This is a genomic window from Prolixibacteraceae bacterium (assembly GCA_019856515.1).
GTDB classification, from domain to species: domain Bacteria; phylum Bacteroidota; class Bacteroidia; order Bacteroidales; family Prolixibacteraceae; genus Halosquirtibacter; species Halosquirtibacter xylanolyticus.
In genome coordinates, this window is record CP082230.1 from 1,387,724 (window position 1) to 1,404,387 (window position 16,664).

Sequence of the window (16,664 nt, forward strand, 5' to 3'; positions counted from 1 at the left end):
GATCAGAAAATTAGACCCCTTTCAGTTCAACTCACAATGGGTAAAATATCGCACCAATATATTTACCATAATATAGATATCTCTATGGAGTAGAGTAAAACTATAAGCCCATGAATCAAAAGACCATAAGCATAACACTCTTCTTAATCATCATGAGTGGAATGCGTTTATTAGCTCAGGATACCTTATACTATAACCAATGGTTTGAGCGAGTACCCCAAGAGATGAGTGCATATTATACCGTAATTGAGGTCATCAACAAAAAAGCCAATATTACAGTATATAATAATGATGGTGATAGGGTTCATATGCGAGGTTTTTTAAATGGAAAGAAAGCAATACCATGGGATGGACGCTTTGTATGGTTTTACTATAATGGTAGAACCAAACATGAAGGGTTATTTAAAGGGGGTAAGCCTAATGGTATCCACAACTACTATTGGAATAATGGCCAAATGAAAGCAGAAGAGACCTACGAAGAGGGGGTTTTAAGCGGACAGATAAAAGAGTACTATAAAGATGGTAGAATACGTGCCGAATCCAATGTTGTAAATGGAATACTCGATGGACCTACTGTAGTGTACCACAATAATGGAAGAACCAAAGCAAAAGGCTTTTATAAAGGAGGAAAGAAAGAGGGTAAATGGTCATTTTTTGACGCCTCTGGTAAACTACTTAACTCTACGACATATCAAACGGTATTCCCTATTCATAAGGGAGAGTTGGAAATTGAGTTCCCATCTAACGATTGGAAGTTGGTACATAAAGAGGGAAATGATAGCACAAAACGGCAGATACTCACCTTTGCATCTAAACCCATAACACACAAGAAAGTAGGCACCACTACACCTACGATAACGATTATAAAAGAAGATGTCGACTGGATGCAAGACTTGGTTTACTACAGTACCAATATGCGTCTTAAACTGCCCTATAGAAGAGAAAGTGATCTGTCTTGGAAGAAAGGTGATTTTAATACACGTATGACCATGGGATATATGGGAAGGCGCTATCAAGATGGACCATATACAACCAAAGGAGTAGTGATTACTCGAGTTAATAAAGGGAAAGCGGTCACGGTTATTGAGGAGGTCAACGAAATACTATTTAAAAAATATCAAGAACACTTTATGGATGTTATACGTTCTGTAAGAGTTCCAGAGAAGGAAAAAAGTAGTAACATTGCACCAACAAATCCTACGAAAAAGAAGAAAAAGAAAAAACGAGGATTATTTAAACGAAAAAAAGATGAGTAAGAATATGCCCGAAGATATCAATCCTAAATTCTTAATAGGTGTTGATCCTAAATCAAATATCGAAAATGACTATGATATTCTATTTCATAATCATTTTCCATTTTTTTCGACTAAGATCTACCCTATTTCGATACAAGAGTTAAGCGAAAAGGAGGTACCGATGTCGACCTACATGGCTTATATTAATGGAGAAGGCGATTTAGAGATCTTCCGTATTCAATTAATGAGCTTTGATAAGCATAAAGAACTTGGAGACTATATTGAGAACTTAAAACAAGTAGAGGCATGGTATGGTGATTACTTGGCTTATCTTGATGAAAGAGAATTTGGACATCCAGGGGTTTTAATTAAGGATTTTAGTTCAGAACTTTCTGGTTTGAAAATTATTAAAGATCCTGAAGGACTTATGGTCTTAGGCCATCAATTGGTCGTAACATTTGAAAATGAAGATGACATGGATGCTTTTCTTGAGCAAGAGCTTGAGATCTCAGCAAACCTATTAGATCAAGGAGTTATTAATATCTTCGAATAAACAAAACAAACGTTAAAAGGGAAGTGATATAAAAACATTACAGGCAAGATATTGTTTGAGCAGATGAGTATATAGTGATGTTTAAATCGCTCTAGGATTACTATAATTATCATGTAGATGATTTTGTTCTGTTTTCATTTTGTATTATTTTAAAATCAACTCTTTGCGTATTTCATTCTAGAGCGTTAATGCCTTATTCTATTCAGAATAAGGCATTTTATTTTCTTTCTTATTTGGATACCCCATTTTATTAGACAAAAATCATATATTTGTCGACTTATAATAGAGCTAAATATCTTCATTAATTAACTTCAATTTTTATCAAAGAAAATGAGTAGAGTTTTGGTAATTGGTGCTGGCGGAGTTGGATCGGTAGTGATCCAAAAGATGGCACAACATCCTGCTGTTTTTACAGACATCATGCTTGCAAGTAGAACTGAATCTAAGTGCAAAGCCATTGCATCGAAGATACAAGGAGTGAATATCTCTACGGCTTCCGTTGACGCTGACAACGTACAAGAAGTTGTAAAACTTATTGAAACATTTAAGCCTGAATTGGTTGTAAACGTTGCGTTGCCATATCAGGATCTTCCTATTATGGATGCTTGTTTAGAGACAAAAGTATCCTATTTGGACACAGCAAATTATGAACCTATTGATGAAGCAAAATATGAATATAGCTGGCAATGGGCATACAAGAAGAGGTTTGAAGAGGCGGGTATTACTGCAATCTTAGGTTGTGGATTTGATCCTGGTGTAACGAGCATTTTCACAGCCCATGCAGCAAAACATCATTTTGATGAAATTCATTATCTTGACATCGTGGATTGTAATGGAGGCGACCACGGAAAGGCTTTTGCAACAAACTTCAATCCAGAGATCAATATTCGAGAGATTACACAAGAGGGAAAGTATTGGGAAGATGGACAATGGGTAACCACCAAACCTCACGAGATACATAAACCTCTAAACTATCCAAACATTGGAGAAAAAGAGTCGTATCTTATCTATCACGAAGAGTTGGAGTCGTTGGTTAAAAATTACCCAACAATTAAACGTGCAAGATTTTGGATGACATTTGGACAAGAATATCTTACACACCTACGTGTCATTCAAAACATTGGAATGGCAAGCATTGAACCGATTAATTATGAAGGGAAAGAGATTGTTCCAATTCAGTTTTTAAAAGCAGTACTTCCGGATCCAGGAGACCTAGGAGAGAACTATAGTGGAGAGACTTCTATTGGTTGTCGTATCCGAGGAGTTAAAGATGGTCAAGAAAAGACATATTACATCTATAACAACTGCAGCCACCAACAAGCATTTAATGAGACCGGAATGCAAGGTGTTAGCTATACCACAGGTGTTCCATGTATGCTTGGGGCAATGATGTTCTTAGAAGGCAAATGGGAAAAACCAGGAGTCTACAATGTAGAGGAGTTTAACCCAGATCCTTTTTTAGATCTTTTAGGTGAAAACGGACTTCCTTGGATTGAACAAACAGATGTGGATTTAGAGTTCTAAACCACGATAAATAATATTTCAGTATCGCTACCATATCCATTGATGGTAGCGATTTTTTTCTCCCCATTGTAACGGTTTCCTTTTATATGGAAGCTCAATTTTACCATCTTATTATTCCAAAATTTACCACACACAAGTACCATATTATTTATTAGACAGATCGTCAACACTTTGTATAAAGGGTATACCCAAAAATAGATGGGTTCAATTAATAGATCTCTAACATAGAAAGTCATCTCCATCCCTACCTTACAAGCAGAAACAGCCACTAGACCATAACAGAAAAATACAGGTTCCTTTTTATGCTAGGAGTAGTATTATCGTACAACAGTTGTGCATAAATCTTCAATACCCCTACCAGTATGGTTTATGTAATTGATATATGCCCTATATTTACATCATAACATATAAATTCAGACAGATGAATAAGACACATTTCACCAAACATTTGGGAGGAGCATGTTTATCATTAATGATGCTAGCTTCTACTTCATGTAAGGTCAAAAAAGAAGAGCCAAAGAGCCCTGTTCAGAAACCCAATATCTTGGTAATCTTTGCAGATGATTTAGGGTATGGAGATGTTAGTTGTAATGGAAGCAAAAGCATCAAAACACCGAACATGGATCAGTTAGCCAATGAAGGTATTCGTTTCACAAGTGGATATGCTACATCGGCGACATGTACTCCAGCTCGTTATAGTATGCTTACAGGTGCTTATCCATGGAAAAATAAACGTGCGGAGATATTAGCTGGAGATGCTCCGTTATTAATTGATACCACTTGGACTACACTTCCAAAAATGCTACAACAACAAGGATATCACACAAGTGTTATCGGTAAATGGCATCTTGGACTAGGAGATGGATCAGTAAACTGGAACAAAGAGGTAACACCAGGTCCTAGAGCAGTAGGTTTTAATGATGAATATATCATGGCGGCAACCAATGATCGTGTACCGTGTGTATTCATCAATAACGGTCATGTAGATCATTTAGATCCTAATGATCCTATAGAAGTTAATTACAAGAATAATTTCCCTGGAGAACCTACAGGAAAGGCAAATCCTGAGATGTTAAAGATGAAAACAACTCAAGGACACAACCAATCAATCGTTAACGGTATTTCTCGTATCGGATACATGAAGGGTGGCAAAAGCGCATTGTGGAAAGATGAGGATATGGCAGATCTATTCTTAGACAAGACCAAGAAGTATATCACAAACCACAAAGATGAACCTTTCTTCCTTTATTATGCACTTCATGAGCCACACGTACCTCGTATTCCGCACCCACGTTTTGTAGGTAAATCAGGGATGGGTCCTCGTGGTGACGCTATTTTGGAAGCAGACTGGTGTGTAGGTGAGATCATGAAACATCTTAAATCACTTGGGTTAGATGATAATACAATTGTTATCTTCTCTAGCGATAACGGTCCTGTAACAGACGATGGTTATGCAGACCAAGCAGACGAACTTCTTGGAGATCATAAGCCACTAGGCCCACTTAGAGGAGGTAAATACAGCCTTCTTGATGGAGGAACAAGAGTTCCATTCTTTATCCGATGGACTAACCATATTAAACCAGGTACTTCTAATGCATTGGTTACTCAAATGGACTTCTTGGCTTCGTTCGCTCACATGTTAGGAGTGAAAGATATAGATCTTAAGGATAGTAAAAACACATTGGATGCTTTCTTAGGAAAAGACAAAGTAGGTCGTAAAGAGTTTGTTTTTGAAGCAATAAACCACAAAACAGGATTACGTCAGGGTGATTATATTCTTATTCCACCACACAAAGGAGGAAAATATATTGACTGGGGTGTAATGAATGAAACAGGGAACAGCGAAGAGTATCAACTGTATAACATCAAAGAAGATATTGGTCAAGCTAAAAACTTAGCAGAAGACAAACCTGAACTTCTAAAGAAGATGACAAAAAGATACGAAGAATTAACCAAAGGGTACAAGTGGAAATCAAATTTCAAACCTGTCCTTTAAGCATAACAACTGTTATAAATATAAAAAAGCCATCCTATTTTGGATGGCTTTTTTAGGTTTTAGACAACTCTTCAATACTATTAAGAAAACACCTCTATCACATCAAAACTTTTATTACTTCAAATACTCTAACCCAATCATTGGGATATAACAAAAACAGGTAGAAACTGGAAGAGATTATTGTGGATTTAAAAAGAATACGCTAAGTATAGATCGGGTAGATGGCTGGAAGATATTTTATCTTCCAGTACACCTCCCACACCACCGTACGTACGGGTCTCGTATACGGCGACTCCCTAAATCACGACTTTACTTTCTGATAATAATCACTTAGCGTAATATAGCCTGCCTTCTCCAAATTCTTATTCGTTATAGTCGTTTGTAGAATTGGACTCTTTGAAATGCGCCAATACTTTTTCCTCGTATTTGCATATTCATACGCTTTGTTCTTCGAAACTCCGAGTTTCATTAAATTCTTCATCTTCGTTCTTACTCTTTTCCAACATTTCCATATTACCATACGGATACGTCGTCTTAGCCATTCATCTACTTGTTTCAGAAATGATTTCATATCTGCCAATCGATAATAGGTTACCCATCCTTGAATATAACTTTTAAGCTTGGATTTGATTTCATCGTAACCAATACTATTCTTCCGTGCTACAATTCCTTCCAAAGAGCGCTTCACTTTCCGTTGTGTCTTTTTCGACAATCGAAAACGAACGGCACCTTTTGTTTTGTAAAAACTGTAGCCAAGAAACTTAATCTGATTGTAGCGCACCACTTCTGTTTTATCTCGATTCACTTTTAAGAATAGAGTATCTTCTATAAAACGAATTGTAGAATTCATCGTGCGTGTAGCTCCTCGCTTGCTTTTACATAAGATGACAATATCATCTGCATAACGAACAAACTTATGACCTCGTCTTGTGAGTTCATGGTCTAATTCATTCAGCATAATGTTGCTTAGCAAGGGACTTAAAGGTCCACCTTGAGGAACTCCTGTTTCTGTTTCTTGAAACTTCGCTTCAACAACAACTCCGGCTCTTAGATATTTATGGATTAAGGAAACTAATCGTCCATCTTTTATCGTTCGTGATAAGATCTCTATCAATTTGCTATGATTGACGGTATCGAAAAATTTCTCCATATCCATATCGATAGCATAATGATAACCTGATGTGATCATTTCTCTACAGGCTATAATGGCTGTATGTGCTCCTTTATTCGGACGGAATCCAAAGCTATAATTGGAAAACTGTTCCTCATAAATAGGGCTAAGAACTTGTGAAATGGCTTGTTGAATGACACGATCAACGACAGTAGGAATACCTAAAGGGCGTGTTTTACCTGGTTCTTTGGGTATTTCGACTCGTCGTACAGGATTGGGAAGGTATTTCCCTTCTCGTAGTTCTGTTATTAAAACTTCTCGATGAAGTCTGAGATAATCTTTTAAGGATTCCACTTGCATCTCATCAACTCCATGACTCCCTTTATTACGATAAACCTGTAAATAAGCCTTATTTAGGTTATCTGATTCTAGGACACGTTCTAATAAATTATCTGTTGTAATGGTCGTTTCCATAATGGCTTCAGTTATCCCATTGAAAGTGTGCGCTCTTGAGTTATTCTCGAGTTCCGCTCTACCTTCACTTAAGTAGCTATCTTCCGATATTTTCTGCATTGATCCCTTCATTAGGTAACAGTCTGTATTATGAACAATTTAAGATTCAGTCCTTCCTGTAAAGTGGGTACAGTACTATGACCTCGGCTGACTTCTCACAGTTAACTTTTTATGAATGGACAGGGAAAATACATTCTATCCACCTGTGAGATCTCCCATGGTAAGGGAATTAACTTTCACTCCATCTATCCGCCACATCTACGGTATAAACTCCGTGTAGAATTCGGACTTTACTTTGTTGTGCAAGCTTATCCAGTTATATACCGCCTAATGCGATTCGTATACCTCGGATCAGAGTTTTGCATACGGCTTCCTTCAGGTTATACCTCACGATAAGCACCCTTGCCTTCTGCTAGGTGGTTGGCTCTACAAACCTCCACTACGGACTTACACCGATTAGTTAATTTCCATGCATGGCACACACACAAAAAAGCCACCCTATTAGGATGGCTTTTTTTAGGTCAGAAAATTTAATTTCGTATCTTATCTTAAGATCTTGGGTGGTGACGATTAACTGTGTCCTTCAAGTAATCTTGATCTAAATGGGTATAAATCTCTGTTGTCAAGATAGATTCATGTCCCAACATTTCTTGTACTGCTCTCAAATCAGCACCACCTTCAATCAATTGAGAAGCAAATGAGTGACGGAAAGTATGAGGACTAATGTTCTTATTCAACTTCACCTTATCCGCTAAACCTTTAATAATAGTAAATATCATAACACGACTTAACTGTCGTCCTCTACGGTTCAAAAATAGAATATCTTCACTATCAGGGCTAACATTAAGATTTACACGATACTTCTCTACATAATCTTTAATGTCATTGATCGCTTTATTGCTAATAGGTACCATTCTCTCTTTTTCAGACTTACCTTCAACAACAATATACTCCTCTTCAAAATGTAAATTTGAAATTTTCAAGTTCACTAGCTCTGAAACACGCAATCCACAACTATATAAAGCCTCAATAATAGCTTTATTACGGACACCTTCAGGCTTGTTTAAATCAATCGCATCAATAATCTGATCGATCTCATCTGGAGTAAGAATATCGGGTAATTTACGTCCAATTTTAGGGCTCTCTAACAATGTTGTTGGATCTGCCTCAATAACATTCTCCATCAATAAAAATTTGAAGAATGATTTGGTTCCGGAAATAGTACGAGCCTGTGTTCTTGGACTCACATTATTACCATTCATCCACTCAACAAATTTACGCAAATGCTCTATTTTTACCTCTCTCGGAGTAATATTTGGATATTCTGCAGTAAGAAAAGTAGTTAGCTTATTAATATCATTCATATAAGCGCTAACTGAATTTTGTGAAAGAGATTTTTCGAGGCGTAGATACGTCTCATACCCTTTTTTACACTGATCCCAATTCATAATCAAGCAATTAAGTTTCTAAGTAAATATTCCGTTTCTGTTCTAAGCGTTTCTTTTACAATAATAATGAGTTCAGAATTAAATCCTTCTTATTATATTGTTAAATAAATATAAGAATAATAATTTATTTAATAAAGAAAATTACTAGATAATATTATTTTTATCTTTCTTTATATCTGTATAAGGAATTAAAAACGTTATTGTTCAATCATATGAGAAAAATATTGATTATTAATGGTCCCAACCTAAATTTACTAGGTGTTAGAGAGAAAAGTATCTACGGAGATCAGTCATTTGAAGCATATTATGAAACTTTAAAGACAAAATTTCCAAACGTAGAATTTACATATTATCAATCAAATGTGGAAGGAGAGCTGATAAATCAAATTCATCAGCATGGATTTAAAGATGACGGGATAGTGATCAATGCGGGAGCATATACCCATACCTCTGTTGCACTTCGAGACGCCATTGCGGGAGTAAATAGCCCAGTAATAGAAGTACATATTTCTAATACATTAACGAGAGAATCATTCCGACATGAATCGATTATTGGTCCTGTTTGCAAAGGAAGCATTATGGGCTTTGGTCTTGATTCCTATCGTTTGGGCATAGAAGCAATAATAGGCCTTCAAGAGAACGCTTAAGTTAAATATCCTGGAATTTTACTCATTCAAGGATAGCACATAAAACAAGGCCGATGGTATTCCGACCTCATAAATTGACAAAAAAGGCAGTAAAAAAAAAGCTACCTTTCTAAAAGAAGGTAGCTTTTTTTATCATTTATTAAACTCACTATAACTGATTGTATTTATCAAATAGTGCCGTTAGCATTTCAGCCTGTTCTGGAGCTTCTAAACCAAGGTTGTACCATCCGAAACCAAGAAGGTCTTGACTCTTCACATAATTTAGTTTGGCTTCAATAGAACGTTCGCCTTCTGCATATACACGAATCCAATCTTTATCATCACGATAGTCATAAGTATAACATTGTTCTTTCTCATGCCATTTCTTATCACCATCTTCATATATCTTATGGAGCTTCATCGGAACATAACCTACCAACATAAGGTGACGATCATTCGTCTTATTTACAACCCATCTGTTTCCATAGAATGGGAAAATAGGGATTAACTTCTTTGCAGGAATTCCTTTTACTTTCAACTCCTTCACTCTGGTTTTAATTATATCCAAAGGTGCAGAGAACTTACGAGAGAAGCCGTAAAGCATCACTGTCAAGAAATCTGTTCTTTTAGATAGCTCTTCATAATCCCAAGCTCTATAGTTAGAAGTTACATTTGCAGTAACTTGAAGAGAATAATTTGCCTCTTCTCTAAAAGATTGATGAATCACATCGATAAAACGACACAGGTGATCTTTATCATTCAAGCCAGTCTCTTTAAACATCTGAAAGTTTAAATTTACTCCATCAAGATTATTTCGTAACAACATCTGTTTTAACTCTCTAGCAAAAGCTTTCATATGCTTCTCATCACTCAACAGACTTGTAAAATAATCTAAACGTTGTTGGTTGTCATTATCCACCATTGCAGTCAATCGAATAAACACCTTTACCCCTTTTCGATGCAATGAGTTAATCAACTCAGCTTGATCCACAATAAAAGATCCCTTATCTGAAAGAAAGATAGAGTTATCCGTAGCAATTTTAAAATCAGACAAAATAACGTGACTAAATTCACTAGGATCAATTTGTGAATTACGGTACCCCTTTTTCTTATCTAACTTAAGAAATCCAACATTAAACATCGGTTTGTTCCAACTGTAATCAACTAAAGGAACACTACTATTAAAAACTAGAGGAACATACTTTGGTTCTCGTGAATCAGCAATTTTTGCAGAGTACAATGATTGTCCTTTAGTGTAAAAGAAACCTTTTGGATTTATCTCAACTTTAGTGTCTTTCGGTATTGACTTACGCATGTAAAGCGACACAATAAGTTTAGCATGTCCATTTTTATATTTTATCGGTCTATCAAAAACAACTTTTGCTTTCTTTAGACCAGGCTTAATTGTTAAGCTACCTACATTATAATCTTGGGCATGTAATTCGACATCATCTGATTCATATATCGATATCGACTGAATGTAATTAGACGCATTTTTTTGAGAAATATCAAAAACAACATTGTGAGGCACACTATTCTTATTTGTTGGCTGTACTACATCGATAAAACCCCATACCACATGCTCATCATACGAGATGCTTGGTCTGTTTTCACGAATAAACTTCACCTCCCCCTTCATCGAAGCAGATGCTTTGTTAAAAATATCTTCTCTAATAGAGTACCCTTTTTCTTTCTTTTTAGACAAAGACAAGCTGTTGGTTGAGCGTGAACATGCCACTATTCCCATTAGAAATAAGAATATCGAAGCATAGGACAGATAAAAATTAATTCTTTTCATACAATACGTATATTACACAATCTTTACGGACACCTCTGATATACAGTCAATTAACAAGTGTCTCACTTAATATAATCAGGTGACAATATCTTAAACTAATCACTTTACAATACTAAGTTAGTCATTCCTATTCGAATTTAAAAATATTATATTAAACCTATAACTATTTTTAATCGATATCTATCTGCATCAAACTAAACAACAACATACTATATAACAACATAATAGCAAACAAAAAAGAGGCACAAGAATGAGGAAAAACTTTATTTGGTTAACAATAAATAAAAATAAAGCTAGTACGAATTATCGCACTAGCTTCATTTCTATTAGTGAATTCAGTTATCTTCATTTTAATAACCCAACACACCGTTCTCTGCATTCAATTACTCTGCACCATCTTCCTCTTCTTCGTCAAAAACAAGCAATCCTGTTTCTTGAAGAATATTATACCATTGGAATACTTTTTTCATATCAGAAACATACACCTGAAACTCATCATAGTTAGGAAGAATTTCAGCAAAATATGCTTTAATTTCATTTGCAGAAGCTTTGTGGCTAATCGTTTTTCCTCCGTCTTCTTTCTCTGAAACCTTACGGAATAAATCCACCAATGGGATATCTCCTTCTGTAGTAAAAATAGAGATATCTGCCAATGCACTAATTTTAGAAGTTGCATATGCAGGTAGACGTTTTCCATCTACTACAGATTCTACAATAATACTATTCTTCGCTTCTGATACTACCTTATATAAACCTGGACGACCCCCAATAGCTAATATTTTCTTCATATGTCAAAAAATTATTTCACATTATTTCATTTGCCACGAATATAACAACTATTTCGAATAGACACATTGGATTCTTCAAAAAAGCATCAACTGTTTTCACAAAAGTCAAAAAATATCCATTATAGACTTAGCTTATACTTCACGCCTAATCTCACCCACGCCCCTGGTTGTTGTATGTTCCCAAAATCGACATATGTTTTATCAAACATATTCGATACTTCGCCATACAAATTGAATTTTTCCTTTTCGTATGAGATTTTTAGATTGGTTACAATAAAAGGTTCATAGTTTACATATACTGGATCTTTTTGACCTGCCACTGAAGTTTTATAAGTACCATTACGATCCTGATAGGTCACCTTCCAATCGGCAATAAAGTTACCATATATTTTATGACGCACTCCCAAATCTATTTTTGCTTTTAAATAGTCCAATGCATAAGTAGAGTCATATCCTTCGATCTCTTTTTTATCTTGGTCAATAAAGCTGAAGTTTAAAGACAACCTTTTGATAAATGGTGATTTAAAGAAGTTATACTCAAAACTTCCTTCTACACCATAAGTGTTTATTTCAGAAATATTTGTTGCATAGTACCTCTTATCCACTCCTGCTTTCTTGGCAACCCAATCAATTACATCTTCTGATTTACGATAAAAAACAGTCGTTTCTGATTTCAAACCACCATGATGATATTTTAATCCAGTTTCATATGACCAAGCCTTTTCTGGTCGTAGATCTTTATTCCCAACATTGGTTCGTGAACTATAGAACATATCCGTAAAAGTTGGCATACGAAGAGCACTATTTGCTGACACCATCCATCTTAAATTTTCTACAAACTCATATCCAAAAGAAGCTCCAGGTGCCCAAAATGCTTTCCCAAGATCACTATTAATGACCGACATCAAAGACAACGAGAGGTCTAGTTTATTCCAATGCAGATCATCAGATAAGAAAAAACTATAATTATTTCGATTATAACTATGAGTATACTTAGCCTCTTCCACACCAACAATCGTTTTAGGAGTATCTCTCTCTTCACCTAGCTGGCTACTCAAGATCCCCTCATATCGATAGTTAAAGCCCCATGAAATTCTACCCAGAGAAGATTCAAACCAACTATTTAAATTACCTCCAAAAACATTTGTTCGATGATAATTATCTTTATTCCATTCTGGAGCATTTACTGGATCTCTAAATAGCTGAAAATGATCGACTCCATTTCTATAATAAACAGATGGAGATAAGTGAAGCGCACCTTTACCCTTTAACTCAACAGAAGCGAAAGTCGTTTTTACATGTTCAAACTGATCAGGATAATCTGCAGTATAAAAAGAATTTGCACCAAAAGCGTTATCAACATAACCCAGTTGTGACCTTAAATCTGCATTCTTAAACTTAAATTTGTTGGTATAGTAAAGATTGGTAATGGTGAAATCGGTATTATCTACGTAGCCATCACTTTTTCTGTGCGATGCAGAGATAAAGTGGGTCTCACTTTCTGTAGAGAGCGTAGCTGAAGCCGTCCCATTTAAAAAGCCATACATACCTGCTGAAAGCTGCACATTCAAATTTGATGTATCCTCAGCATCTGTGATTATATTGATAGCCCCAGAAAAGGCATTTACTCCGAAGTTAACACTAGATGCCCCATTTAAAATTTCAATACGTTTTATGGCATCCATTGGAATTGGCAGGTTTAATGTATTATGTCCAGTTTGAGGATCATTGATGCACATTCCATTTATCAAAATGGCAACTTGTTCTGAAGTACCTCCACGAATACTCATGTCTGCCTGTACTCCCATGCCTCCTCGTTGTCTAATGTCGACACTCATTGCATATTCAAGAAGATCTTGTATACTTTGAACGGGTGCCAATTCAATCTCTTTTCGATCGATAATTGTTACGGACCGGTTTACATCGGATAAAAGAACAGGAACCCTCTTGGCGGATACCATTACCTCCTCAATATCCTCATGAAGCAAATCTTCTGATTCTCTATTGGTTTTAATTACCTCCTGCGCTGCCACATCTAGGACTGGTGTTACGATGACATAACTACAAACCAAAGTAGCAATATGCACAACCCTCTTTAGGGTATTGAAAGCACTGTAGGCTTTCCCATTCCATCGTTTAAAATGGATTAGGTTTGATGAATTTAAAAATGTTGATTTCATAATCTTATTATTAGACATAATACATTAATGTTCAGAAAACAAAAATATAACGTTATTCTTAATAAATGGGTAGAAATGAAAACTTTATATGTAAACTATTTGTTAATTAAATATTATCCATATCTTTACATTAAGTATTACAAACCAAAATATAAGGAGGGCCGAGTCATGAGAATCTTTACTCTATTTATCACACTCCTCATTTCATCCATAAGTTTTGCCAATCGCATCTATTTGAATAATGACTTCAAGAAGACAAGCAAAGGTAAGGCCGCTTACTATAGAGAGATATCCAATAGTGATAATAAAGCATACCACATTAAAGACTACACCATTACTGGAGTACTTATTCGTGAAGGGAGCTTTAAGGATAAGCAGTCTAAAATTAAACATGGTGAAATCAAAGAGTATTACTCATGGGGTAATATTGCCTATATATCCAACTACCATGACAACATATTAGATGGTAAGCGAACAAGCTATTACTCTACCGGTGAGATAAAAAGAGAAGAGTACTTTTCACAAGGAGAGCTGGAAAGAGGAACATGTTATGACAAAGCTGGAAAGGAACTTAAGTTTTTTCCATCCATAGAGATGCCCAAATTTAACCACAACGGTGAAGACCTTGAAACATATTTATCAAAAAACCTATTCTATCCATCCGAAGCATATCAGAAGGGTAAAGAGGGAGAAGTTCTTGTCTCATTTAAAGTGAGAACAACGGGAGAAGTTTCGAGTGTAAGAATCTTAGAATCATCGAATATTTTATTTAATAAAGCAGCCAAAGATTTAATAAAACAGACAAATCACAAATGGCATATGGGGAGATATGAAAATGTACCTTCTGATGTCACCATGACCTTACCCATTGTCTTTTCATTAAATAAATAAGATATACGAAAACATTTTAATGTGTTTGGTGTTAGTAAGGAGACTCAATTTTAATTCTCCACTAGAGAGAAGTTTCGTTTACTATTTTTAGATTACCTATCCTTCAATAAATAATTAGATACATGTAAGATGACTATATATCGTGCCATTTTAAATAGTTGAAACAACATGATCTACATTCACATTGATAGAGAAGTAATATTCTGTTAGTTATCCAAACACAAATGACCATACAAAGGTCAATTTGTAAAAAATAAAGAGGCTGTTTTACGAAACAGCCTTTTTTACTTATTCTTGATAATTCTCTTTTATCCACCCTCCAGCTAAAATACGACCATCATGATAGAGTGTAGCCGTTTGCCCAGGTGCTTCTAATATTTCAGGCTCATGTAGAATAATTTCCATTTCATCTCCATCAACTCTTGCAACATGCCCTAACACATATTGCTTACGATAGCGTATCCGAACCTCCAACTCTTTATATTTCATCACATCAGGGTCAGTAATCAGATGGTTCTCTAAGACAATGCGACGGACTTCTAAATTTGATTTATCACCGAGTATAATCTCATCCTTATCACCATTGATACCAATCACATAAAGTGCCTTGTTAAGGTTAATCCCTAAACCACGCCTTTGACCTAAAGTATAAAAAGGAACCCCATTATGTCGACCAAGTACGACTCCCTCTTCATCAACAAAATTTCCTTTGGAGATATCAATTTTATTATTGTCATACTCTTTCTTTATAAAGTGACGATAATCTTGTCCTTGAAGGAAACACACACCCATAGAATCTTTCTTAGTAGCAACCTTTTCAAATCCTCTTTGTGAGGCCATTTCACGGATCTCATCTTTAGTAAACTCTCCCAAGGGAAATATCGTTCGAGACAGTATACTTTGATCTAATCCCCACAAAAAGAATGATTGCTCTTTTTCAGGATCAAAACCTGAATCAATGTAGAATCGACCATCCACTTTCGACACTTTTGTATAGTGGCCAGTTGCGATATACTCACAACCATATTTATCCGCAGCCTCTACTAGATATGGCCATTTGATGGTATTGTTACACAACACACATGGATTAGGAGTGATTCCATCTTTATATTGCTGTGTAAACACTTTAATTATATCATCTCTGAAATGTTGGCGAATATCAACAGTATAATGTTCAATTCCGAGTCGTAGTGCCAATATTTTTGCATCCTTCACAAATTCAGGAACATCATCCTCCGTATCATACATACGAAAGGTTACGCCTTTCACTAAATACCCTTGCTCTTGAAGAAGCATAGCACTCACACTACTATCTGTTCCTCCACTCATTGCTAACATTACACTCTTACTCATCGCGCTCATCAATAGTTTTCCTTATAATCGTAGCAAAGATAACTTTTCCAAGGGCATTCTAAGAGGAAAAATAGACAATAATATCTGCTGTTTCTTTCAATAGATCAAACTGTTTCACCTTTACTTGAATCACATTCAAACCAGTACGTTTGTGAAGGTCTTCCAACAACTCAGACTCTTTATCAGGAGCAAGCAGTGCAATCCGATCATAAACCATTGGCATAGAGGCATTTTTCTTATGATACAATACTCTCTCCATCCAAGCCAAAACAATCCACAACATCACATTGGCAATAAACACTTGATGTGTAAAAAAGAAATCAAAAGAGAGTGCATTAATAATGGACATCGCAATACTGACAAACAGATACGCCATCTCTTTTATTGGAATCGGATCTGTTCGAAATCGTAGAATACCAAAGATTGCAAATAATCCGACCGCCAAAGAAAGCTCAAATTCAAGATGATGAAGCAAGAACGCGAGAATAAATACACTAATACTTATCGTAACATACGAAAACAGAAAATCCCTTCGTTGGTAAGTTGATGGGGTAAATATTAATCCAAAAATCACAAATACAGATACGATCTCTAAAAGTGCAGGACTAACTATGGCCCATGGGATTATAGAAAAAAGGTCATTCATAA

13 protein-coding genes are annotated in these 16,664 nt (G+C 35.6%); 6 read left to right on the top strand and 7 right to left on the bottom strand.

The window, feature by feature from the left end; all coding sequences use genetic code 11:
- The first annotated feature begins 110 nt into the window (after positions 1 to 110).
- The 4 genes from K5X82_04705 (at position 111) to K5X82_04720 (ending at position 5,308) form a co-directional block, all read left to right on the top strand.
- Positions 111 to 1,256, top strand: coding sequence for a hypothetical protein (locus K5X82_04705; protein QZT38205.1), 1,146 nt, complete (start codon positions 111 to 113; stop codon positions 1,254 to 1,256).
- Entirely contained in the window at positions 1,249 to 1,788 is a 540-nt protein-coding gene (locus K5X82_04710; GenBank protein QZT38206.1) for a hypothetical protein, read from the top strand. Before K5X82_04705 ends, K5X82_04710 begins: the two co-directional genes overlap by 8 nt.
- Positions 1,789 to 2,118: 330 nt before the next feature.
- Positions 2,119 to 3,312 carry a saccharopine dehydrogenase family protein gene (locus tag K5X82_04715; GenBank protein QZT38207.1) on the top strand — a complete coding sequence of 398 codons (1,194 nt, stop codon included), beginning with the start codon at positions 2,119 to 2,121 and terminating at the stop codon, positions 3,310 to 3,312.
- A gap of 421 nt (positions 3,313 to 3,733) precedes the next feature.
- The gene (locus K5X82_04720) at positions 3,734 to 5,308 is read left to right on the top strand and encodes an arylsulfatase (protein ID QZT38208.1); all 1,575 of its coding nucleotides are present in this window, start codon (positions 3,734 to 3,736) and stop codon (positions 5,306 to 5,308) included.
- A gap of 301 nt (positions 5,309 to 5,609) precedes the next feature.
- Here K5X82_04720 and ltrA read toward each other — a convergent pair whose 3' ends face one another.
- Positions 5,610 to 6,992 carry a group II intron reverse transcriptase/maturase gene (gene ltrA / locus K5X82_04725; GenBank protein ID QZT38209.1) on the bottom strand — a complete coding sequence of 461 codons (1,383 nt, stop codon included), beginning with the start codon at positions 6,990 to 6,992 and terminating at the stop codon, positions 5,610 to 5,612.
- 488 nt (positions 6,993 to 7,480) lie between these two features.
- The gene (gene xerD / locus K5X82_04730) at positions 7,481 to 8,380 is read right to left on the bottom strand and encodes a site-specific tyrosine recombinase XerD (protein QZT38210.1); all 900 of its coding nucleotides are present in this window, start codon (positions 8,378 to 8,380) and stop codon (positions 7,481 to 7,483) included.
- Positions 8,381 to 8,592: 212 nt separating this feature from the next.
- Here xerD and aroQ point away from each other — a divergent pair, with 212 nt between their 5' ends.
- Positions 8,593 to 9,027 (top strand): type II 3-dehydroquinate dehydratase, encoded by a 435-nt coding sequence (gene aroQ, locus K5X82_04735; protein QZT38211.1) that lies wholly within the window; start codon positions 8,593 to 8,595, stop codon positions 9,025 to 9,027.
- A 148-nt stretch (positions 9,028 to 9,175) separates the two neighbouring features.
- On the opposite strand, the gene K5X82_04740 is transcribed toward aroQ, so the two are convergent.
- The 3 genes from K5X82_04740 to K5X82_04750 form a co-directional block, all read right to left on the bottom strand.
- Entirely contained in the window at positions 9,176 to 10,804 is a 1,629-nt protein-coding gene (locus K5X82_04740) for a glycoside hydrolase family 18 protein (GenBank protein ID QZT38212.1), read from the bottom strand.
- 383 nt (positions 10,805 to 11,187) lie between these two features.
- Entirely contained in the window at positions 11,188 to 11,592 is a 405-nt protein-coding gene (locus K5X82_04745) for a DUF5606 domain-containing protein (GenBank protein QZT38213.1), read from the bottom strand.
- A 119-nt stretch (positions 11,593 to 11,711) separates the two neighbouring features.
- On the bottom strand, positions 11,712 to 13,772 hold the full coding sequence (locus K5X82_04750) for a TonB-dependent receptor (GenBank protein ID QZT38214.1): 2,061 nt from the start codon (positions 13,770 to 13,772) through the stop codon (positions 11,712 to 11,714).
- A gap of 75 nt (positions 13,773 to 13,847) precedes the next feature.
- Between K5X82_04750 and K5X82_04755 the strand changes: the two genes are divergently transcribed.
- On the top strand, positions 13,848 to 14,663 hold the full coding sequence (locus K5X82_04755) for a TonB family protein (GenBank protein ID QZT38215.1): 816 nt from the start codon (positions 13,848 to 13,850) through the stop codon (positions 14,661 to 14,663).
- A 288-nt stretch (positions 14,664 to 14,951) separates the two neighbouring features.
- Here K5X82_04755 and mnmA read toward each other — a convergent pair whose 3' ends face one another.
- Positions 14,952 to 16,016, bottom strand: a complete 1,065-nt coding sequence (gene mnmA / locus K5X82_04760) for a tRNA 2-thiouridine(34) synthase MnmA (protein ID QZT38216.1) — start codon at positions 16,014 to 16,016, stop codon at positions 14,952 to 14,954.
- A 58-nt stretch (positions 16,017 to 16,074) separates the two neighbouring features.
- On the bottom strand, positions 16,075 to 16,662 hold the full coding sequence (locus tag K5X82_04765; GenBank protein QZT38217.1) for a DUF4956 domain-containing protein: 588 nt from the start codon (positions 16,660 to 16,662) through the stop codon (positions 16,075 to 16,077).
- Between the last annotated feature and the right edge of the window lie 2 nt (positions 16,663 to 16,664).